Source organism: Terriglobales bacterium (assembly GCA_035573675.1).
Lineage (GTDB): Bacteria > Acidobacteriota > Terriglobia > Terriglobales > Acidobacteriaceae > DATMAB01.
In genome coordinates, this window is sequence record DATMAB010000007.1 from 76,340 (window position 1) to 96,979 (window position 20,640).

General features: G+C 65.5%; 21 protein-coding genes and 1 tRNA gene. 12 read left to right on the forward strand and 10 right to left on the reverse strand.

The window, feature by feature from the left end; translation table 11 throughout:
* Nucleotides 1-124: 124 nt before the first annotated feature.
* From VNK82_01470 to VNK82_01490, 5 genes are read left to right on the forward strand one after another with little or no spacing between them, the layout of a single operon-like run.
* Entirely contained in the window at nt 125-817 is a 693-nt protein-coding gene (locus tag VNK82_01470) for an ABC transporter ATP-binding protein (protein HXE89612.1), read from the forward strand.
* Nucleotides 814-1,491: a heme exporter protein CcmB gene (locus tag VNK82_01475; protein HXE89613.1), complete on the forward strand. Its 678-nt coding sequence runs from the start codon at nt 814-816 to the stop codon at nt 1,489-1,491. Before VNK82_01470 ends, VNK82_01475 begins: the two co-directional genes overlap by 4 nt.
* Complete coding sequence (ccsA, locus tag VNK82_01480) at nt 1,488-2,189, forward strand: cytochrome c biogenesis protein CcsA (protein HXE89614.1); 702 nt, start codon at nt 1,488-1,490, stop codon at nt 2,187-2,189. The genes VNK82_01475 and ccsA overlap by 4 nt, the downstream gene beginning before the upstream one ends.
* The gene (locus tag VNK82_01485) at nt 2,186-2,305 is read left to right on the forward strand and encodes a CcmD family protein (GenBank protein ID HXE89615.1); all 120 of its coding nucleotides are present in this window, start codon (nt 2,186-2,188) and stop codon (nt 2,303-2,305) included. Before ccsA ends, VNK82_01485 begins: the two co-directional genes overlap by 4 nt.
* A gap of 3 nt (nt 2,306-2,308) precedes the next feature.
* Entirely contained in the window at nt 2,309-2,926 is a 618-nt protein-coding gene (locus VNK82_01490; protein HXE89616.1) for a DUF3592 domain-containing protein, read from the forward strand.
* A 14-nt stretch (nt 2,927-2,940) separates the two neighbouring features.
* Here VNK82_01490 and VNK82_01495 read toward each other — a convergent pair whose 3' ends face one another.
* Together VNK82_01495 and VNK82_01500 are read right to left on the reverse strand one after the other, a co-directional pair.
* On the reverse strand, nt 2,941-3,762 hold the full coding sequence (locus VNK82_01495; protein ID HXE89617.1) for a cyclase family protein: 822 nt from the start codon (nt 3,760-3,762) through the stop codon (nt 2,941-2,943).
* A 122-nt stretch (nt 3,763-3,884) separates the two neighbouring features.
* Nucleotides 3,885-4,967 (reverse strand): response regulator, encoded by a 1,083-nt coding sequence (locus VNK82_01500; protein HXE89618.1) that lies wholly within the window; start codon nt 4,965-4,967, stop codon nt 3,885-3,887.
* Between the two features lie 129 nt (nt 4,968-5,096).
* Between VNK82_01500 and VNK82_01505 the strand changes: the two genes are divergently transcribed.
* Together VNK82_01505 and speB are read left to right on the forward strand one after the other, a co-directional pair.
* Nucleotides 5,097-7,781: a protein kinase gene (locus tag VNK82_01505; GenBank protein HXE89619.1), complete on the forward strand. Its 2,685-nt coding sequence runs from the start codon at nt 5,097-5,099 to the stop codon at nt 7,779-7,781.
* A 34-nt stretch (nt 7,782-7,815) separates the two neighbouring features.
* Nucleotides 7,816-8,757 carry an agmatinase gene (gene speB / locus VNK82_01510; protein HXE89620.1) on the forward strand — a complete coding sequence of 314 codons (942 nt, stop codon included), beginning with the start codon at nt 7,816-7,818 and terminating at the stop codon, nt 8,755-8,757.
* Nucleotides 8,758-8,860: 103 nt separating this feature from the next.
* Here the strand turns inward: speB and VNK82_01515 are convergent, their stop codons facing one another.
* Nucleotides 8,861-9,913 carry an ATP-grasp domain-containing protein gene (locus VNK82_01515; protein HXE89621.1) on the reverse strand — a complete coding sequence of 351 codons (1,053 nt, stop codon included), beginning with the start codon at nt 9,911-9,913 and terminating at the stop codon, nt 8,861-8,863.
* 22 nt (nt 9,914-9,935) lie between these two features.
* The gene (locus tag VNK82_01520; protein HXE89622.1) at nt 9,936-10,949 is read right to left on the reverse strand and encodes a putative zinc-binding metallopeptidase; all 1,014 of its coding nucleotides are present in this window, start codon (nt 10,947-10,949) and stop codon (nt 9,936-9,938) included.
* Between the two features lie 558 nt (nt 10,950-11,507).
* Here VNK82_01520 and VNK82_01525 point away from each other — a divergent pair.
* On the forward strand, nt 11,508-11,855 hold the full coding sequence (locus tag VNK82_01525) for a hypothetical protein (protein ID HXE89623.1): 348 nt from the start codon (nt 11,508-11,510) through the stop codon (nt 11,853-11,855).
* Between the two features lie 293 nt (nt 11,856-12,148).
* Nucleotides 12,149-12,553: an AhpC/TSA family protein gene (locus VNK82_01530; GenBank protein HXE89624.1), complete on the forward strand. Its 405-nt coding sequence runs from the start codon at nt 12,149-12,151 to the stop codon at nt 12,551-12,553.
* A gap of 199 nt (nt 12,554-12,752) precedes the next feature.
* On the opposite strand, the gene VNK82_01535 is transcribed toward VNK82_01530, so the two are convergent.
* The 6 genes from VNK82_01535 to VNK82_01560 form a co-directional block, all read right to left on the reverse strand.
* Nucleotides 12,753-13,175 carry a DUF3592 domain-containing protein gene (locus tag VNK82_01535; protein ID HXE89625.1) on the reverse strand — a complete coding sequence of 141 codons (423 nt, stop codon included), beginning with the start codon at nt 13,173-13,175 and terminating at the stop codon, nt 12,753-12,755.
* Nucleotides 13,176-13,264: 89 nt separating this feature from the next.
* A tRNA-Arg gene (locus tag VNK82_01540) sits at nt 13,265-13,341 on the reverse strand.
* A gap of 31 nt (nt 13,342-13,372) precedes the next feature.
* Nucleotides 13,373-14,389: a TIGR03617 family F420-dependent LLM class oxidoreductase gene (locus VNK82_01545; protein HXE89626.1), complete on the reverse strand. Its 1,017-nt coding sequence runs from the start codon at nt 14,387-14,389 to the stop codon at nt 13,373-13,375.
* 65 nt (nt 14,390-14,454) lie between these two features.
* The gene (locus VNK82_01550; GenBank protein ID HXE89627.1) at nt 14,455-14,889 is read right to left on the reverse strand and encodes a DUF4440 domain-containing protein; all 435 of its coding nucleotides are present in this window, start codon (nt 14,887-14,889) and stop codon (nt 14,455-14,457) included.
* Nucleotides 14,890-15,039: 150 nt separating this feature from the next.
* Nucleotides 15,040-15,831 carry an anti-sigma factor gene (locus tag VNK82_01555; protein ID HXE89628.1) on the reverse strand — a complete coding sequence of 264 codons (792 nt, stop codon included), beginning with the start codon at nt 15,829-15,831 and terminating at the stop codon, nt 15,040-15,042.
* The gene (locus tag VNK82_01560) at nt 15,828-16,376 is read right to left on the reverse strand and encodes a sigma-70 family RNA polymerase sigma factor (protein HXE89629.1); all 549 of its coding nucleotides are present in this window, start codon (nt 16,374-16,376) and stop codon (nt 15,828-15,830) included. Before VNK82_01560 ends, VNK82_01555 begins: the two co-directional genes overlap by 4 nt.
* A 231-nt stretch (nt 16,377-16,607) precedes the next feature.
* On the opposite strand from VNK82_01560, the gene VNK82_01565 reads away from it, so the two are divergent.
* The 3 genes from VNK82_01565 to ppk1 all read left to right on the forward strand — a co-directional run bounded on the left by VNK82_01565 (nt 16,608) and on the right by ppk1 (nt 20,503).
* Nucleotides 16,608-16,922: a hypothetical protein gene (locus tag VNK82_01565; GenBank protein HXE89630.1), complete on the forward strand. Its 315-nt coding sequence runs from the start codon at nt 16,608-16,610 to the stop codon at nt 16,920-16,922.
* Nucleotides 16,923-17,238: 316 nt separating this feature from the next.
* Nucleotides 17,239-18,174 carry a CHAD domain-containing protein gene (locus VNK82_01570; protein HXE89631.1) on the forward strand — a complete coding sequence of 312 codons (936 nt, stop codon included), beginning with the start codon at nt 17,239-17,241 and terminating at the stop codon, nt 18,172-18,174.
* A gap of 202 nt (nt 18,175-18,376) precedes the next feature.
* Entirely contained in the window at nt 18,377-20,503 is a 2,127-nt protein-coding gene (gene ppk1, locus VNK82_01575) for a polyphosphate kinase 1 (protein HXE89632.1), read from the forward strand.
* The last annotated feature ends 137 nt before the right edge of the window (nt 20,504-20,640 follow it).

Consider the following 20,640-nt stretch of genomic DNA (forward strand, 5'->3'; position numbering starts at 1 on the left):
TGAAACTCGCAGAATGCACGGCAACGGCCTTGCCCCTCGACTTCGCCCGCCGTTGGCGGACTTCGCTCGGGGTGACAGGGTGGAAGGAGTATCGCAGGATTTGCGATACACTCGCTTGCTTCGCATGGAAGCGACTTCCAACCCGTCCTCCGCCATCGTCCTCCACGGCGTTTCCAAGATCTTTGGCCGCTTTGCGGCGCTCCGCGACGTGAGCGCCGAGTTCGCTGCAGGCCGCGCCTACGCCGTGTTCGGCGACAACGGGGCAGGGAAGTCCACGCTGCTGCGTGTCACCGCCGGCCTGGCGCGCCCCACGCGCGGTGCGGTCGAGCTGCTGGGCTCGCGCGACCTGCGCGCGGTCACCGGCCGTCTGGGCTATATGGCGCACTCGTCGCTGCTCTACGACGAAATGAGCGCAATGGAAAACCTGCGCTACGCCGCTTCGCTTTACGGCATCCTGGGTTCTGAACGACCGGCGCACTGGATTGCGGCAGTCGGGCTCGACCCCGCGCTCGAGCGCCGGGTGGGCGCCTACTCACAAGGGATGCGGCAGCGACTGGCGCTGGCCCGCGCCCTGGTGCACGACCCCGACATTCTTCTGCTGGACGAGCCTTTCTCCAACGTGGACGTCTCTTCCGCCCGCGCCATGACCACCCTGCTCGGTCAGATGCGCGACCGCGGCAAGACCATTGTCGTGGTGACGCACCAGGCAGCGCACATGGCGGAGGTCGCCGATGAATCCGTTTACATGTCCGCAGGGCAGATCGTCGCGCGCCGCCGCGGTGTAGAAGCAGCGCAGCCCCAAGGAGCGCGGGCGTGAGCGAACTCTTCCGCGTCACGCAGGCCACCCTGGCCAAGGACCTGCGCCTGGAATGGCGCTCCAAGGACGCCATCAATGCCATGCTGTTCTTCGCCCTGCTGGTGGTGGTGATCTTCAGCTTTTCCTTTGATCCCACCGCCGAAGAGGCGCGCCGCATCTCGGGCGGCTTGGCCTGGGTGGCAGTGCTGTTCAGCTCCATCGTCGCCCTGAACCAGACCTGGGTGCGCGAGCTGCGCCACCAGGTGCTTGACGCGTATCGTGTCTCTCCGGCGCCCGCCAACGCGCTCTTTCTGGGCAAGGCCTTGGGGAACTTTTTGTTCGTTATGGTCATCGAGGCCCTGATGGCGCCGCTGTTCGTCGTCTTCTACGACCTGCGCGCGCTCGGCGAAGCGCGCCAGCTCGTCTACGTATTCCTGCTGGGGACCTGGGCGCTGGTCGGCAACGGAACTTTCTTCGCTGCCATCTCCTTGCGCACCCGCAGCCGCGAGGTCATGCTGCCGCTGTTGCTGCTGCCTATCTCCATCCCGGCGGTGCTGGCCATGGTGGCCGCTACAACGTCCATCCTCACCGGCGAGGATTCGCCCCGCCTCGCCATCCTCTTCCTCGCCGTCTACGATGTGGTATTCACCACCGTCTCGCTGTTACTCTTTGAGAGCGTCCTGCACGCCGAATGAAGCCCACTCGCATCCTGTTCGTTGTCGCAACCGTAGTGCTTCTGACCTACGGTTACTACCAGGCCATGTTCGCCGCGCCCACCGAGCAGACCATGGGCGACATCCAGCGCATCTTCTACTATCACGTGCCTTCGGCCTGGGTGGCGTTCCTGTGCTTCATCGGGAACTTTGTGGCGTCGATCTGGTACCTGTTCCGTCGCAACCCGAAGACGGACGCCTTCGCCGCCGCCTCGGCCGAAGTCGGCGTGGTGTTCTGCACCATCGTGCTGATCACCGGGCCGCTGTGGGCGAAGCCGGTTTGGGGCATCTGGTGGACCTGGGACGCACGACTGACTTCGACCCTGGTCTTGTGGCTGATCTACGTCAGCTACCTCATCCTGCGCCGCTTCTCGGCCGGCGACCAGAAGCCGGTGCTGGCGGCGGCTCTCGCTGTCTTCGGTTTCGTGGACGTGGTATTCGTCTACATGTCCATCCGCTGGTTTCGCACCCAGCACCCTCAGCCGGTGGTGGGCGGAGGTGCCGGCTCGGGTATCGACGCCACCATGCTGCACGCGCTCCTGGCCAACTTTGTCGCCTTCCTTGCGTTGGCTGGGCTGCTCCTCGCGCTGCGCTATCGGCTGGAGCGCATCCGCCAGGACCTGGACGAAGCCCACGCGCTCAAGGCGCTGGCCGCGTCCACGGAGGCTCGTTCGCGATGAGAAACCTCTACCTCGCCTATGTTGCTACCTGGCTGATCCACGGCCTCTACCTGGTCATCCTCGCCCGCGCGTTCGCGCGGGTGCGCCGCGAATTCGAAGACCTGAAGAAGGACTGACGCATGGGCCGCGGTCTGACCAGAGAACAGGCTGAGGCTGTCCTGCGGGTGCAAGAGCGGGTGATAAGCCCGCTGGCGAGGATTCCCATCTACCTATTCCTCCTGGTTGGCTTGACCATGCTCGGCGGTGCTGGCTGGGCCCTTGCGCAAAGGCTTGTCGTCCTCAAGACCTGGCCCGAGACTCAAGCGGAAGTCACCCGCAGCAAAATGTTCAGCCACGTGGTCACGACCAACAGGCAAGAGAAGGACTCCATCGATTCGTCGCGCACCAGGACGGTTAGCACCAGCACGACTATGTACGGGGCCCAGCTCGAGTTCCGCTACACCGTCAACGGCCGCGAGTACAACACCCCAACCGGCGCCGGCTATGAGATTTCCGACGCCGGCAGGATGAGTGAATTGGTTTCCCGTTACGCAGTCGGGTCGCGCCATCCCATCCGCTACGATCCATCGGATCCCAGCGACATCCGTATCGAGGCCGATACCGCGATGTTCTTTGCTCCGCTCCTGATTGTGGGTGCCCTGGGGATGATTTCGACCGGCATCGGGGTGCGGTTGTGGCGTTCCTACGCGCGCCGGACTGCGGAATTGGCGAAGATCCGCGCCGCCGCGCGCCAATGAGGACCTCCCCCCACTCACGGCAGCAGGGCGATGATCCGCACCGGTCCGCCCGTCCCACCCTTGATTTTCATCGGCAGCGCAATGAGCGTGGCTCCGGTGGCCGGCAGCCTTTCCAGGTCCGCGACGTTCTCCAACCCGTAGATGTTGGCGGCCGCCAGCACCCGGTGCGCAGGGAAGTCGCGCGACTGCCCATAGTCCGTGCTGGCTGTGTCGATGCCGACCCCGTCCACGCGCCTTGCTACCAGCAGTTCTGCCGCTTCCCGCGAGATGCCGGGGAAGTGCAGCCCAGTCGTCCGGCCCGGTGTGTCGTCGCCGAGGTACTTTTTCTTGTCCGGCCAGAACCTGCCCCAGCCCGTGCGCACCAGCACGATCGCGCCTGCGGGGATCGCGCCGTGCTTTTTCTCCCAGGCGGAGATGTCTTCCGGGCGCAGGCGATAGTCCGCATCTCTCGCGCACGCCTCGGAGATATCCACCACCACGGCCGGTCCCACGAACTGTGCCACCGGAAGCTCGTCCAGCGCCGCTTTGCCCTCACCGAAGTGGATGGGGCTATCCAGATGCGTGCCGCCGTGCTCGCTGGCGGCATAGTGCGCTGCCGTGTACCAGTAGCCGCCTGCCGTCATGCCCCACGATTCTTTCTTCCACTCGAAAGGTTGCGCATTGGGCCAGTAGACGGTCGAGGAATCGAACGCGTGCGTCAGATCGACGAGCTTGCGCTCGTCAATCGCGCCGCTCGGGGATTTGTCCTCTTCCTTCGTCGGACGCGCATCCTGGTCCGCAGCGAAGCTCAGCAGACACAGTGCAGAGATTGAAAAAGTGAGAAGGTGACGGCGCATGGCAGCCTTCCTCCGGCTCGCAAGGATACGGAGGACGTTGCGCGTCTCACAAGGCTTTACTGGGAGCTTGAAACTTGAAACTTGTTTCCTGCGACCTGCCGCCAGCCACCGGCGACCTGACTTCAGCCTTCTACTCGCTCCAGTTCCGGTTCCGGCTCGGGCACGGTCGGTTCGGCTGCGGGAACGGGTGTTTCTGTGGGAACCAGCTCGACACTGCGCTCCATCTTGGGCTTGGAGCGGACCAGCTTCTGCACCACCGCGCTGCCCGGCGTGGCCACGCCCGACAGCCGATACATCAGGAAGTAGCTGACGGCGAGCGTCGCCAGCAGCCCCGCGGTCACCAGCACCGCCGCGCCGGTTAGCGCCGGCGGCGGCGCCACCAGAAAGACCAGGCCGAACAGGCTGGTAGCAGCCAGCACCAGGCCGCCGTCGACCGCCAGAGCGGCCAGGCGTTCAGCCAGGGGCGGTTTCTCCCAGGGGAAGCGATAGGTTTCGAGCGACTCGGCGGTGGAGATCACGGCGCTCGCCGGAGCCTCTTCGGGACTCTTTTCCAGCCATTCGAGCAGCTTGGCCCGGTGCTCTTCCGGCACCTCCAGGAAGCGGATGCCGGCGCGCCCGCTGGGATCGGCCCACACGATCTCGCCTCTGGCTTCTACCTTGAGTGGCGCCAACGGCAGCTCAATGCCGAACTGCATCACCTCGCCACGGGACAGCGGCTGCAGCGCCTGGATGGCCATGCCGCCTTCGCTCACGTTTAGCAGGATGGCCGCGTCCTGCGCCTGTTCCAGGCTGACGAAAGAGAGCGAATGCACGGGCCGGCGCACTTGGCGCGGCGCTGCCTGCGGGAACAGTACGCGGCAGGCCTGCAGCGTGCGTCGTGCCGCAGATTCTGAAACCGGCTTGGAGAGGATGAAGTTCGCTCCCATCTCCTGGGCAGAGCGCATGGCTTCGACGCCGCCCACCATGGCCAGGATGACCGTGTCCTTGTTGGCCGCCAGCAGCCGCGTGCTGAGCAGCACGTGTCCCGGGCCGTCCACCGATTCCCAGTCGAGCACCAGCAGCTCGAACTTCTGCTGGCTCAGCAGTTGCACGGCGGCCTCGCGCCGCGAACACACCTCCACCGCGATCTCCAGCTCTTCCAGGACGGGACACAAGGTCCCCAGGGCTTCGGCGTCCGTGCCCAGCAACAGACACTGCGCAGGCATACTGTCGCCATCTTAGGCGCCCTTCCGGACTCTCCCCAAGTACCCTCGCGGGTTCCGGCCGAGGGCACGGCTTTCAGCGGTTCCGGTTCGCCGGGTTTGGGCGCGGCTGGCCTATAATGCGCGGTCGGGATGGCGATCGGAAGCGGGACGCGGCTGGGCGCCTATGAGATCCTCGAGCCCATCGGAGCGGGTGGGATGGGCGAGGTGTATCGCGCCCGCGATACTCGCCTCGGGCGCGACGTCGCCATCAAGATCCTGCCCGAGGCCTTCGCGCACGATGCCGAGCGGCTGGCGCGCTTCGAGCGCGAAGCCCAATTGCTGGCGGCGCTCAATCATCCTCACATCGCCATCCTTCACGGCCTGGAGGAGATCAACGGCCAGCGTTTCTTGGTCATGGAGCTGGTGGAAGGCGGTCCCCTTGTCCCGCAGCTCCGCTTGCCGGTGCCGGAAGCGCTGGAGCTGGCGCGGCAAATCGCCGAGGCGCTGGAAGCAGCCCACGGCAAAGGCATCATCCATCGCGACCTCAAGCCGGCCAACATCCGGGTCACGTCCGAGGGCCGGGTTAAGGTGCTGGACTTCGGACTGGCGCGCGGTGAGGCGCCGGTGAAAACCAGCAGCGACTCCGACTCGCCCACGGCCACGTTCCGCACCAGTTTGGGCGGAGCCATGATGGGCACGGTCGCCTACATGAGCCCCGAGCAGGCGCGTGGCCGCCCAGTGGACAAACGGACCGACATCTGGTCGTTCGGCTGCGTCCTCTACGAGCTGTTGAGCGGGCGGCGGGCGTTCGCCGGAGAGACGGCGACCGATTCCATCGCCGCCATCTTGGAGCGGGAACCGGAGTGGAGCGCCCTGCCCGATGCCACCCCGGCCGCAATCCGCCGGCTGCTGAAACGCTGCCTGCAAAAGGAACGCAAGCAGCGGCTGCACGACATCGCCGACGCCCGGCTGGAGATCGAAGAAGCCATGGCACAGCCGCGGGACGAACCTGCGGTCGCCGAACCCCCGGGCAGATTGCCACTCTACGCCGTAGCGGCAATCTGCTTGGTCGTGGGAGCGCTGGCGGCATGGGCGGTGCTGTGGAAGCGGAGGGCGGAGACCCACACCACGCGCCTCGTGCAGGTGTCGCGGCTGACGCACGACCCGGCGCACTCGGAATGGCCCACCTGGTCTCCGGACGGAAAGCTGGTGGCCTACTCCGCCAACCGCGGCGGCAACTTCGATATCTACGTGCGGCGGATCGAGGGCGGCCAGGACGTGAATGTGACCAACGATTCGGCAGAAGACATCCAGCCCGCATTTTCCCCCGACGGGCAGTGGATCGCCTTCATCTCGACGCGCTCGTCGCGCACCGGGATGGTGCGCATCGGGTCGACCTTCGGGATGGAGTTCCGCACCTCGGGCGGCGACCTGTGGGTTGCGCCCGCCCTGGGCGGCCCGGCGCGACGACTGGCGGAGGATGCCAATGCGCCCGCCTGGAATCCGGACGGCAAGCACATCGCCTACGTCAGCGGCAGCGAGTACCGCCGCTCGATTCTGGAGGTTTCCACCGAGAACAGTAGGGTGCGCACCATCCTGGGGGAGAAAGACTCGGCGGCGCAAATGGCTCCGACGTCGGGGATGGAAATCACGCGTGTCCACTACTCACCCGACGGAAGGTGGATCACCTTCGCGACAGTCGACCCGGAGCAGGTCATGATCATGGCGGCGGGGGGCGGTCCGGCCCGCAAGCTGCTGGACGCCTCGACCCACGCGTGGGGACCGCTGGGACGGCGCATCTACTTCCTGCGCCGCGACGAGCGCGGCGGCACCGAGCTGGGCATGCTGCCCGTGGACCCGGCCAGCGGCGAGGCCAGCGCCGAGCCGCAGCCAGTGGGCATGCTGACCGGGGTGCTCACTGACCTGACGTTGGCGCGCGACGGCCGGCAGATCGCGGTCTCTGAGCTCGAAGGTTCCATGAACCTGACCCGCCTGCCGCTCGATGCCAGCGGAGCGAAGCCCGCCGGGCCGGAGGAAGAACTCAGCGAAGGACGAGTGATCGACCGCTATCCTTCCTACTCGCCCGATGGTAACTACATCGCGTACGCCAGCGACCGCCTGGGCGGGCAGGAGATCTGGCTACTGGATGTGGCCAAGAAAGACCGCCACCGGCTGACTTTGCCGGGAACAGACCGGGGAGCGAGCACGCCCTACTGGTCGCCGGACGGCAAGAAGCTGGCACTGGCCCGCGTGATGCCCGACGGGCGGCGCTCCGTATGGCTGGTGGCCGTGGATGGAAGCGAAGCCGGGGAATTGATTCCGCCGGCGGAAGGCCTGGGCCACGGCCAGTTCTCTCCCGATGGCCGCCGGCTGGTGTTCAACCAGCGCGTGGGAGGCAATCTGCAACTATTCCTGCTGGACATGCAGTCGCGAAAGCAGCAACAGCTTACCTCTTCGCCTGGAAACAAGTGGTCGGGAGAAGGCTGGTCGCCGGATGGGAAGTGGATCGTTTACTTTTCAAACGCGGGAGGCAGCATCCAGGTGTGGCGCATTCCGGCAGAGGGCGGGCACGAGGAACAGCTCACCTTCGGACACGACCGCATTCGACATGCCTTCTATTCGCGCGATGGAAGGTGGCTGTACGTGCAGCCCAACCACGGCAACATCCTGCGCATTCCGGCTGCGGGCGGCAAGCCGGAAGCCGTGACCCGCTTTCCCGAGTCGGGACTGTTCATCGAGGAGCCCACCATCTCTCCCGACGGGCGCTACCTCGTGTATTGCCGCAGCAACGGTGCGTCGTCTCTGTGGGTCTTGCAACTGGAAGGAACGGAATGACCTCCGGTGCTTCTCCGCCGGCAGCAGACCCGCCATGACACGCTACCGCCCTCCCGTCGGCGTTCCTCGCTTCGGCGGCCTCGTCACCTTCAGCCGGCTTCCCCACGTCACCTCGACCGACGGCGTGGACTTCGCCATCGTCGGCGTTCCCTTCGACCTCGGTGCCAGCTTCCGCAACGGGCAGCGCTTCGCTCCCGCCGCTGTGCGCGAGGCCTCGCGCCTCACGGGCATGTACCACCCCGTCCATCAGATCAACGTCTACGATCACGCTTCGGGTGTGGACTTCGGCGATGCACCGGTCTTTCCCTCGGACCTGGAGCGCAGCCTTCGTTCGATTGAGGAATTTGTTTCGCCGCTGGCGCGGGCCGGCGTGGTGCCCATCGCCATCGGCGGCGACCACACCATCCCGCTGCCGCTGCTGCGCCCGCTGGCACGCGAACACGGCCCGCTGGCCCTGGTTCACTTCGACGCCCACTCCGACACCGACGACACGCTCTACGGCACCCGCGTCAACCATGGAACGACCTTCCGCCGCGCCGCGGAGGAAAAGCTCATCGATCCGCAACGCTCCATCCAGGTGGGGTTGCGCGGTTCTCTGGCTTCTGCGGAAGAATTCGCCGCCGCACGCGCCCTGGGTCTTGAGCTCATTGAAGCCCACGAGATGTTCCGGATGGGTGCGGAAGCCGTCGCCGCGCGCATCCGCCGGCGGATGGACGGCGCGCGCGCCTACCTCAGCTTCGACATTGATTTTGTGGACGCAGCTTGCGTCCCCGGCACCGGCACTCCGGAGGTCGGCGGGCCGAGCTCGCGCGAAACCCTGGAGCTGCTGCGTGCGCTCGCCGGCCTCGACTTCGCCGGGTTCGACCTGGTGGAAGTGTTGCCCTCGCAGGACTCCGGCGGCATCACCGCGCTGCTCGCCGCCAACATCATCTTCGAGTTCATCGCGCTCCTGGCGGTCCGCCGCCGGGGAGCTTAGCCCGGTTTGATCAATCCTGAGTTCGGCAAGCTGTGAAAGGGCGCGGCTTCAGCCGCGCCGCACTCCGGTTCGGTGCAGGGCTAAGCCTTCTCCCCACCCCCCCTCACCCGGCCGCGTAGCGCGCCCGCGCCAGGTCCACGATTTCGCCGATCAGTTGCGTGTAGTTCCTGCCCGACTTGCGCGCGGCCATGGCGAACTCGGCCGAACTCGCCAGCCACGGGTTGGGATTGGCTTCGATGACGTACGCCTTGTCTTTTTTCCCCAGCCGCAGGTCGATGCGCCCATAGTCGCGCAGCTTCAGCGCCTGATAGGCGGCCACGGCTGTCTGCTGCACTTTGCGCACCGTCTCTTCGTCCATGTCTTCCACCGGCGCCGACTTCGTGACTTTGTAGGCCTGCGTCTCCTTCTCCCACTTCACATCCTCGCCCGCGATGCGTGGCGTGCCCTTGGGCAACTTGGAGAGGTCCAGCTCGATCAGCGGCAGCGCTTCCGGATTCTTGTTGCCCAGAATGGCCACATAGATCTCGCGCCCTTCGATGTACTCCTCGATCAGCACCGGTGAGTCGAACTCGTCATGGATGTAGTGCGTCTGTTCCATCAATTCTTTCACGCTCCCCACTACGGAACTGCTGCTGATCCCGATGGAGCCGTCCTCGGCGCTGGGTTTCACGATCAGCGGGAACTCGATGTCGTGGGCGTGGTCCAGCACGCCGCGATAGGAGGTGGCGAACTTTGGCGAGCGGATGCCGTGGAACGCGAACAGCTTCTTGGCCAGCACCTTGTCGTGTCCCAGGAACAGCCCCTGTCCGTTCGAGCCGGTGTAGGGCAGTCCCAGCAGGTCCAGGTACGCCGCCACGTTCATGTCTTTCGTGTCGTCGCCGGCGTAGGATTCGGTGAGATTGAACACCAGGTCCGCTCCGCACTTGGCCAGGCCCACTAGTGTCTGGTCCCGTCCGTCGAGTGCGTAATAGAACGGCTCGTATCCCAGTTTCTCCAGAGCCTCGAACACTTCCTCGCGGTCGGCCTTTTCCTGCTTCTTCTTGCGCGACCGCCGGCCGCGCTGAGCCGCCGGCTCTTCCTGCGGCTCGAGCTTGGGTTCCTCTTCGCCCTCCCACACGTCGTAGAGGACCGCGATTCGGAACTTTTTGCCGTTCACCGCATCCTCCTCTCCCCCGCGGCTAGGGTTGCGTGAACCTGCCCCGCAGGATGTAGTTCATCGCCAGTCCGGTCACGTACACGGTGATTTCCGTCAGATGCTCGCGCTCGCGCGCCACTTCATACTTCAAGCCCAGTTCCCCGGCCCGCTGCTCGATGGCGTCCACCAGCCTCTTCAGCAAGGGGCGCTTCACGCCCGTCCAGTAGGTCAGCTTGTCCAGCAGCGCCGCGTGATTCTCGCGCAACAGCTCCTGTGCCGGGCGCACGCCCCGCTTGCGCCGCTTGGAGGCGGCAAAAATGTCGGTCAGGTCGTTGTCCAGCGCCAGGTCCGCCGGGGAGAGCGGCTCGCCCATCGCCTTCTCGTAGAACTCGGCCACCGTGGATTCCATCTCTTCCACCGTGATGTCGGTCGAGCCCTGCGGACGCAACGGGTCCTGGTCCCGCACCTCCCGCGCGATGCGGTCGATGTACTTCAGCTTCTCCAGCGCGCCCCATCCGCGGTATTTCTGCCTCCACTTCGAACCCGGCGTCAGCCAGACGGCAAAGGTCTCGGCGAAGTCTTCGTCCGGATGCTTCTGCGCGTACCAGCCCTCGATGTGGCGCACGAAGCTGCGCGAGAACGGCACCGGCCGGTAGTTCTCCCGGTACGGCCGCCGAAAGGGTCCGAACAGCTGCCGCCACTCCGGCGTCTTGTAGAACTCGTAGGCGTAGTTGAATGCGTGGCCCGCTTCGTGACGCAGGTACATCATGATTTCACGCGCGTCCTCGACGTCGTCCATCTCCTTTTCCAGGCGGACCAGGTCGGGATTGGCCAGGTAGAACGGAATGCCGATCACCGGCTCGCCCGACGGACATCCCCATTCGTCGGTCAGGTAGCACAGCGGCCGGAATTTTCGCATCCGCTTGCGCTCCAGCTCGCGGTAGAGCTGGTGCACGAATCGCTCCAGCGGCGTTCCCTCCAGCTTCAGCCCCAGTTCCCGGATGGGCTTGCTCAGGATCGCCTGGATGTCCGGCGGCGCTTTCTCGAAGGCGCGCAAGGCGGCTCGCTCCAAAGCCTAGCACACCCCGGCGCGAACTCCGCCAGGATTGCGAAGCCAGAATTCCGCATAGGGCTCATCGTTTGGTCGGTGCTCGCCTCGGCTCTTCGATTCAGACCTGCGACGGCTCTGTTGACATCCTGTCTTGAAAGGGCGCGGCTTCAGCCGGGCCGTAAGGGCCCCCAATGAATTGTCATCCCGAGGGCCCGCGAGGGAGCGACGCGGACCGAGCGGGCCCGAGGGACCTTGGTTTTTCCGCCATTTCCTGCCAAAAACCCCTGTCGAGGATGTCAACAGAGCCACCTGCACTTGACTCCGACACCCATCATGTTCCCGATCCTGGACGAATCGTCCGAATCTGGGGCACTAGGAAGCAACGCCTTGGCCGCATGAATCATGCAATCGCAATCACAACAGTGACTTACCGTCGCACCATTCGTGGTGGCTGACGTGCAATACAAACCATGATTGGTTGTGTGCTTCATGGCCACCAGACACTCGACAGCCCGAGGTCGGCCTCGACGGAAGTGCGGATGGTCCTTCGCCGGCGCAGTCGCCATGGTGGTTGTAGTGGCGCTTTCGCTTGCCGCTTACTTCGCTTCAGCGGGATTTGGCGGGCGCACCATAGCGGCCGAAGCCGCCGCCCCCGATCCGTCCTCCGCCCCTCCCCCACTCCTCCTGCTGCAAGAGCCGGTGCTGCACGGCCGCATCGTGGAGGTACGCGGCCGCTCTTGGCCCAACGCCACCGTCATGGTCAACGGCCTGTCCGTGCCCGCCATCTTTCCCGACGGCAGCTTCCGCTACTTCATGCCTGCGCTCCCCGCGGGCTCCCATGCCATCACCGTCACCGCCCAGACCGCCGCCGGGGACACCAAGACCGTGCGCAGCTCCGTGGTCGTGCAGTAAAGGGAGTGCTCCGGTCAACGCAAGCACCGTACGAATGGCCGACACTGGCCCTGCAGGTGTTCGGTTGCGTTCCCATCCCAGCTGCGATATAAGCCCACCCATCGGCTAGCAGCGGAATCAAAATGGCCAACCGTCTTGGACCGGCTTTGCGAGTCGGGGATGCAGCGCCGCCCCTGGAACTGCCCGCTGCCAACGGCGTCTGCGTGCGTCTTGAGGACTTCTGCGGGCGCCCGGTGCTCGTGTCGTTTCTCAGTCACGCCGCTTGACCCTTCGGTCGCACTCACCTGGTCCAGGTGATCGAGCAGAAGGAAGAAATCGAACGGTTGGGCGGGCAGGTGCTGCTGGTCACGCACGCCGAACTCCCCATGCTCGAGCGCAAGATGATGCATGACCTCGAGAATCCCTTTCCCTTGCTGCTCGACCCGCAAAAAGCCAGCTATCGGCAATGGGGACTGGGTAAGACGAACCTGGCGGGATCCGTGCTTTCGCCCAGCCTGAACTGGCGCTACCTCAAGCTTCTGCTGCGCGGCGAACGCTTCCTGGGAACCGCGCCCAACATGTTCCAGCTCGGCGGCGACTTCATCGTGGATTCCGCCGGCCTCATCGCCGCCGCCCACCCCATGCGCAACAACGGCGACCACGTCGAGGTTTCGGTGTTGCTGGACGGACTTCGCCGCCTCGCCACGCCCGTCCGCTGAAGGCGGGCAAGCCATGCGTGCGCCCCGGTGGCCTGCCCATCACACGCTGGGGTGGCTTAGGTTGCCGCCGGACGTGTGCCACACGCGTGAAATCTGTGAGCGATTGAAAAAGATGTCGCTGTACGCCAGATTGGGAGAGGAACATGCAGCATACTGCACGCGCACGTGCCGCCTGATTCCCGGAATCGACTGACCCCGGTTACCGTGCAAACCACAGGCAGAAGATTGCCACGCCCACCGTCACGCTCCCTCCGACCGCCATCAGAACCGGGCCCAGCCAAAGGCTGTCAAAGCTTTCGATCTGCGCCCCGCCGGGATCGGCAGGATCGTACAGGACCGTGACCTCATCGCCCTCGTTGTGACTGGGTGCGTTGGACGCGGTGTCGGACACGATCCGGTGGATCCTTCCATCCGCAGTCGCAAACTCGAACACCGGCGCGTAGGCGGTGTCTTCGGACGATTCCACCGTCTTGAGTTCGCGGACAATCGCCGTGCTGCGAGCGCCCGTCCGCTGCAGGCGCAGCGTCTGCCGGGCGCTCCGCACCGCCGCCCCAAGCAGCGTCACAGCCGCCGCTCCGAACGCCACCCCAACGCCGCCCAGCAACAGTTTGTTGTCACTCATTCGCGATAGGTGCTGAGTTCGCTCCGCCCCGTAGGCGAGCGCAGTATAGCGTGGGCAGTGCCTAGGGCTACGGAAAAGCGATAGATATCTGGCGCGCCCGAAGGGATTCGAACCCCTGACCTATTGCTCCGGAGGCAATCGCTCTATCCAGCTGAGCTACGGGCGCGCAGTATATCGATTATAGCTTGCGCACGGGCTCAATCGCGGAACTCTCTCGCCAGCGCAGTCAGCCGCGCATCGTCCACGGAAGTCTCGTACGGCTGATACAGCGCCACGCGGTCCAGCAATCCCTGGTAGCGTTCGCGCAGCTTCGGCCCGATGGTCTCGTAGGTTCCGCTCACCGCAATGGCATCGAGCATCTCATCGGTGATGAGCCGTGCCATCCCCTTCCAATCACCTTCCAGCGATTTGCGGTGCAGCTCCGGCGCAACGCCTTCCCAGCCGTGCGTCTCCAGCACCGGCGCATAAGTCCGAGTAGAGGCGTAAAACGCGATTTGCTGCCGTACCGCTTCCGTGTTCCGGGCACGCTCCTGCTCGCTGTCTCCCACCACCACGAAGCTGGCGGTGGCCAACGTGAAGTTTGCGCGTGAACGTCCGGAGGCGCGCAGTCCTTCCTCCACCGCCGGGTGCACATACTCGCGCAGGTACTTGGGCGTGTGGAAGGGGTGTACGTGCAGCCCGTCACACACTTCTCCTGCCATGCGGCACATGTACCGGTTCACGCCCGCGATGAAGACAGGGATGTCGGGGTGCGCGATAGGACCGGGGTTGAAGAAGGGCGTCATCAGATCGAAGCGGTAGAAGTCACCCTGGAAGCGCAGCGGTGTTCCGTTCTGCCAGCACTCCCAGATGGCCCGCAGCGCCTGCACTACCTCGCGCAGCTTCGGTCCCGGCGACTCGAACTTCACCGAGAACCGCCGCTGGTTGTGCGCTTTCACCTGCGACCCCAGTCCCAGGATCAGCCGCCCGCGGGAAGCCTTCTGAAGGTCCCACGCGGTATAGGCCAGGACCATGGGGCTGCGGGGGAACGCCACGGCAATCGACGTCCCGAGCTTCAGGGAGGAAGTCGCGGTGCTCGCGACCGCCAGAGGCAGAAAGGGATCGTGCTGCGTCTCCTGTGTCCACAGGCAGTCGTAGCCGGCCGCCTCTGCCTTGCGCGCTTCTTCCGGGACAGCTTGCAGATCGTAGTCGCGCAGCCCGACGTCGAGCTTCACGGGTGCCTCCGTGCGCGGATTCTAACGGATTGCGTAGGGAATGCGCCGGGCGCAGGTCGCGCCGGTTACGCCTTTTCCACCGCCGACAGGTGCTCGTGCACGATGCGCAGATGGCCGTCAGCGTCCAGGGCGAATACCTGCGTCGCGCGGCCGTTGCGGATCTCCTCGCCCACCGTCTTGCCCATGGCGCCGGCGATGCGTTCGGCGCGGAATTGGAAGGTGTAGCTGGCCACGGCGACGCTCTCACCCAGCATGGTGACCTCGATGGGCCCCAGTTGCACGCGGATGCTGGCCTGCGGATGGAAGTATTCGCGCTGCCGCCGGGCTGCCGCCAGCCGTCCCGGTTCGGAGCGCAGCGACGCGGAGCCAAACACCGTCGACTCCGGCCCGTAGAACTGCGTCAAGACTGCCGCCGACTTCGAGGTGAACGCGTTCCAGAAGCGCTCCACCTCGGCCTGCACCTGAGTGGCGGTCAACCGTTCGATGGTGTTGGTGGACACGTCCGCCAAACTACAACAGGAGCGCAGCGAACGCTATCAACTAGGTTGGTACGTCCGTCAGTACCCAGTACCCCAGTACGCAGTACCCGGTGGGGGCCTTTGGCGGAAAGCGGAAAGTGGAAGGCGGACAGCGGAGAGCGGAAAGCGCCTCTACATTCCCGCCGCGCCCAGCATGATGATGGGCATCGTCGGCGTGCTGGAGCCTTGTTCGGGCTCGAGCGTGATGGCGAACGCCTTGGCCTCGACTCCGGCGGGCAGCGGAGGCGCAGCCACCACCGCACTGCCGCGTGCGTCGGGCTTGAAAACGCCGGCGGGGATGGGTGGCTGGCCGCTCGTCGGTACCAGCCACAACTCGTACGCTTTCCCTGGCGGCGCGGGAGTAAAGTTGCTGGCCACGAACACCAGCGCTCCCTTCGATTGCAGGTAGATGGCTTTGCCCTGGGGCTGGGGTTTCGACTTGATGTCCACCAGGGTGAACTGCACGGTGTCGGGCGCCATGAGCACGTCGGCGATGCGCCGCGCGGCCTCCAGTTCCGTGCGCTGCTGTTGCAGTTCGGCGCGCAGTTGCTCCAAGTGGATGTTGGCGTAGGCCAGCTTGCGGCGCACCTGCACGTTCTCCCGCCACAGCAGGATGCCGAACAGCGCCATCGCGATGGTGGCGAACACCGGGGCCAGCGTCCACCAGGGACGCTTCAGGCGCACCAGGCGCGAGCGTGGCTCCTCCGCGATGGCCGCCAGCAGGCGCTTGCGCGCGCGTTCCGGAGGGGCGGGACCGGTGGCGGTCAGCGCCAGCAGCGCCACGTCTCCCCGCAGCCGCTCCAGCTCCTGCCGGCAGGCGGAGCACCCGGCCACGTGCTGCTCCAGCGTGGCGCGCTCCTCGCCCTCCAGCGCTCCCAGCGCCAGGAGGGCGAGGTCGTCGGCGAATGGTTCGTGCGTCGTCATGCGGCAATCGCCTTTCGCAGCGCCAGCAGCGCCGTACGGATGCGGGTCTTCACCGTGCCCAGCGGTTCGCCCAGTTGGGCCGCGATCTCGGTGTGCGTCAGTCCGTCGAAGAAGGCCATTTCCAGCGCCTTGCGCTGCTCGGCGGGCAGTCCGCCCAGCACTCCGCGCACTTTTTCCATCGCCCGGCTCCGTTCGGCCGCGTCATCCAAGTCGGCTTCGACGGACAGCATCACCTCGCTGACGTCATCCTCCGGGCGCCGCTTGCGCTGCAGGTCGATGGCCTTGTGGCGCGCGATCACCGCCAGCCAGGCCGTCATGGTACCGCGGCTGGCGTCGAACACTCCGGGATTGCGCCACAGTTGCATGAAAACGTCCTGCAGCACATCCTCGGCGGCGGCCGTATCTCCCAGCACCCGCAGCGCCACGGCGTAGACCACGCGCGAGTAGCGGTCATACAGCTCCGCCATGGCAGACTGGTCCCCTCCCCGCACCCGTGCGACGAGCGCCGCGTCCGTCAGGCCTGGTTGTGTCTGCGCACCCGGCACGCCGGTGTCTGCTGCTTCTCCTGAAGTACGGCCCGGCGGCGATAGCGGTTTTCCGGGCAACCGCAATCCGCCGCCCCGCCTCTCACGTACTGATAGCAGCGAGCGGGTGGGCCACCTGCTGAACCGCGGCCTACCTTAGCAGCATTCGTCCCTGTCCACAACCGGCCTTCGAGCCCGGAATCGCGGTACAATCTCGGGCCTCGAAGTTCGCATTCCAAAGGAGAGCGTGCGATGAAGAAGCTGATTGCTCTGGTGAGTGTCGTAGTACTGGTCGGCGGCATGGCGCTGGCCGGCGAAGCCAAGAAGGGCGAGTGGACCGGCACCGTAAGCGATTCCATGTGCGGCGCCAAGGCCAACCACTCCGCCGAGTGCACCAAGAAGTGCATCGCCGGCGGTTCCAAGATGGTGCTGGTCAACGACGCCGACAAGAAGCTGCTGGAGGTCGCCAACCCCGACAAGCTGGCCGGCCATGAAGGCCACAAGGTCAAGGTCACGGGCTCGGTGGAGAATGACAAGCTCACCGTGGATACCGTGGCCATGATGTAGCAAGAACGCCCCGCAATCATTGCATCCTGTGGAGCGTCGAAGGCCGCAGGCTTCGTGGGGGAGCCTGCGGCCTTTTCTTGTTAATCGCCCTTACTCCACTCCGGCCTCCCGCAAGGCGGCGGCCATGCGGCGGTCTTTGCTTTCGGACCCGCGCCCGGCCGATTCTACTCCGCAGGGCGGGAGGTGAAGGCGGGAATGCAATTCGTCGCCCAGGCGCTTCTCGGGGAGCCCATTCGCCACTCTTCCCCTCTCCCAAGGCGTTTGAGTTTTCCTTGCCCTTCCGGTATGGTTGTGTCCTTCCCGAAAGGCCCTCCCGATGCCTGTGGATTACGAACGCAGCCGGCTGCTGTTCAGGCGCCTGAGCCGTCTGGTTGGTCGCGCCCGCAAGAAGCCCCAGGTGGAAACCGTGCACCAGATCCGCACCACAGCCCGGCGCTTGGAGGCGCTGCTCGAGGCCCACGCCGAGCACACCGGTACGGCCCACACCAAGCTGGCCAAGCGCCTGCGGCGGTTGCGGCGCCGCGCCGGCCGGGTGCGCGACTTGGACGTGCAGATGGCAGCCCTGCGCACGGTGAAGATCGGCCGTGACGCCGCCCGCAAGACCCAGCTGATGGATTACCTGGCCGCCGAGCGCGCCCGCCGCGAGCGCAAGCTCGTGGCCGCGCTCGACGACGACTCCCTGCGCAAGCTGCGCCGCCAGTTGCGCCGCGCCCAGGCCGAAGTCGCACCTATGGAGAATCCCGGCCCGGCCGGCGATTCTCCCGTTCGCCCGCGCCACCGTTCGCCGCTGGAGCCGCTGCCTATGGCCCTGCGCGCCTTCGCCCGGCTGGTGCGCGAGACCGGCCCCCTCACGGAAGCCAACCTGCATGAATTCCGCACCCGCGGGAAACGTGTCCGCTACCTGGCGGAGATGGCCGGTGACGATCCCGACGCCAAGCGCGTCGTCAAGGAACTCAAACGCATGCAGGATGCCATCGGCGAATGGCATGACTGGCTCGTGCTCACCCGGAAGGCCGAGGAACTGTTCGCCGACGGCGGCGAGTCTCCCCTGCTTTCCGCCCTGCGCAATCTCACCCGTGCCCGCTTCATGCGCGCCCTGCGCTCGGCCTCCGACGTCAAGCGCACCCTGCTCGAGATGCACAAGGCGCTGGGCGGCCGCGGAGGCCCCGGCGTACCCGTCTCCCCGGAGCAGCCCAAGCCCAGCCGCAGCGAACAGCCGCCGACCGTGCTCGCGGAAGAGGCCAGCGCCTAGGGATTTGGTAATTGTGTGATTTAATAATTCGGCGATTTTCTTTCCGATTCCAAATTTCCAAACTACCAGATTTCCCAGTCCCAAGGCTCCGCTCGTTCGTCTACTTAACCTATTGCAAAAAAACAACTTATAGTGCTATTTCGCGCCTTGTTCCGCTCCTTGCGCTCAGGCATACTAGAGGCGTTCCCCCGCCGTTGGCTTTATGACCCGGGCATCTCTGGAGAGTTCAGCCTTTTACCTCAACCGCGAGTCCTCCTGGCTGGCGTTCAACCGCCGTGTGCTGGAGGAAGCCGAGGACGCCCGCAATCCTTTGCTCGAGCGGCTGAAGTTCCTGGCCATCACAGCCAGCAACCTGGACGAGTTCTTCGAAGTGCGCGTGGCCAGCCTGCTGCAGCGGATCGAGGACGGCCACGGTGAGACCGGCCCCGACGGTACGCCGCCACTCGAGGAGCGCGACCTGCTCGCCCGCCTGACCCATGAGTTCGTGGACGCGCAGTATCGCTGCTGGAACCAGCAGTTACGTCCGGCGCTGGCTGAGCAGGGCATACGGGTGCTGGGGCTGGACCAGCTCGACACCGACCAGCTCGCCTTCGTCACCGACTACTGCGAACGCGAACTCGACCCCTTGCTGACGCCCATCACGGTGGACCCGGCGCATCCGTTTCCGCGGGTCATCAACAAGGCGCTGTGCCTCGCGTTCCTGCTCAAGCGGCGCCGGCGCGCCGCCGCCGCCTACATGGGCGTGGTCACGGTACCGCGCGTGCTGCCGCGCCTGGTGCGGTTGCCCTCCAGCGGTTCCACCGATGACTACATCTTCCTGGCCGACCTGGTGGCCTTCCACGCCGCCGACATGTATCGCGGCTACGACATCGTTTCCGCGGCCGCCTTCCGCGTCACCCGCAACTCGAATCTTTACCTGCAGGAAGAGGAGGCCCGCAGCCTCCTGGACTCCGTGCGCACCGAACTGCACAACCGTCGCAAGGGCGACGCCGTGCGCCTGGAGATCGAATCGGAAGCCGACCCGCAGATCGTCGAGCGTTTGCGCACCACCTTCGACCTCGAGAACTGGCAGGTCTACCCGGTCGACGGTCCGCTGAACCTCTCCCGGCTGATGGCCATCTATGACGAGATCCAGCGCCCGGAACTGAAGTTCAGGCCTTTTACGCCGCGCGAGCTGCGGCTGACGGCGAAGTCCCGCGATCTGTTCGAGGAGCTGCGCCGCCACGACGTCCTCCTGCACCATCCTTTCGATTCCTACGACGCCGTGGTCAGCTTCATTCGCGCGGCTGCCGAGGACCCGCGCGTCCTCTCCATCAAGCAGACTCTCTACCGCACCAGCGAGGATTCTCCCATCCTGCAGGCGCTGATGGAGGCCGCGCAGCAGAAGGAAGTCACCGTCGTCGTCGAGCTCAAGGCGCGCTTCGACGAGGCCTCCAACATCCGCTGGGCGCGGAGCCTGGAAGACGCCGGCGTACAGGTCTTTCACGGTCTGGTGGGCCTGAAGACCCATTGCAAGCTGGCGCTGCTGGTGCGCCGCGATCCCGACGGCGAGACCCGCCGCTACGCCCATCTCGGCACCGGCAACTACAACCAGATCACGGCCCGCTTCTACACCGATATGAGCCTGCTCACCGCCGACGAGGAAGTCACCGGCGCGGTGCACAGCGTGTTCAATTTCCTCACCGCCTACGCGGAACGTTCCGAATATCATCCCCTGCACGTGGCTCCGCTGGATCTGGCGGAGAAATCCCTGGGGCTGATCGCGCGCGAAGCCGAGCACGCGCGCGCCGGCCGTCCGGCGCGCATCATCGCCAAGATGAACGCGCTCCTCGACAAGAACATCATCCAGGCGCTCTATCGCGCTTCGCAGGCCGGGGTGGAAATCGACTTGATCGTGCGCGGCATGTGCGCCCTGCGCCCGGGCGTGCGCGGCGTCAGCGACCACATTCGCGTGCGTTCCATCGTAGGCCGCTTCCTGGAGCACAGCCGCATCTTCTACTTCGCCAACGGGGGCGAGGACGAGGTCTATCTCTCCAGCGCCGACTGGATGCCGCGCAACCTCTATGAGCGCGTCGAAGTCACCTTCCCGCTGCGCGATGCGCTGCTCCGCCAGCGCGTCAAGCAGGAGGTCCTCGAAACCTATCTCGCCGATACCCTCAAGGCCCGCCTGCTCCGCCCCGACGGCAGCTACGTGCGGCCTCCCCAGCCCGTTCGCGGCGGCCTGAACGCTCAGGAGTTCCTCATCGGCTTGGCCGAGGGCCGCTTCGCGCTGGAGAAACTGCCGCGCCCCGCGCGCCGTCCCATCCGCATGCGCAAGGGACCGCGCTGACGGTGCTCCATGTCTGCGCCTAGCCTTCCGGCGCAGAGGTGGGGTGTCGCCCGCCAAGTGCGCCGAGACGGCCAGAAGACGATTCGAACCCCACGTTTTCACCCATTCGCACGAATCGTCCTGGGGCCAAGTGCTGA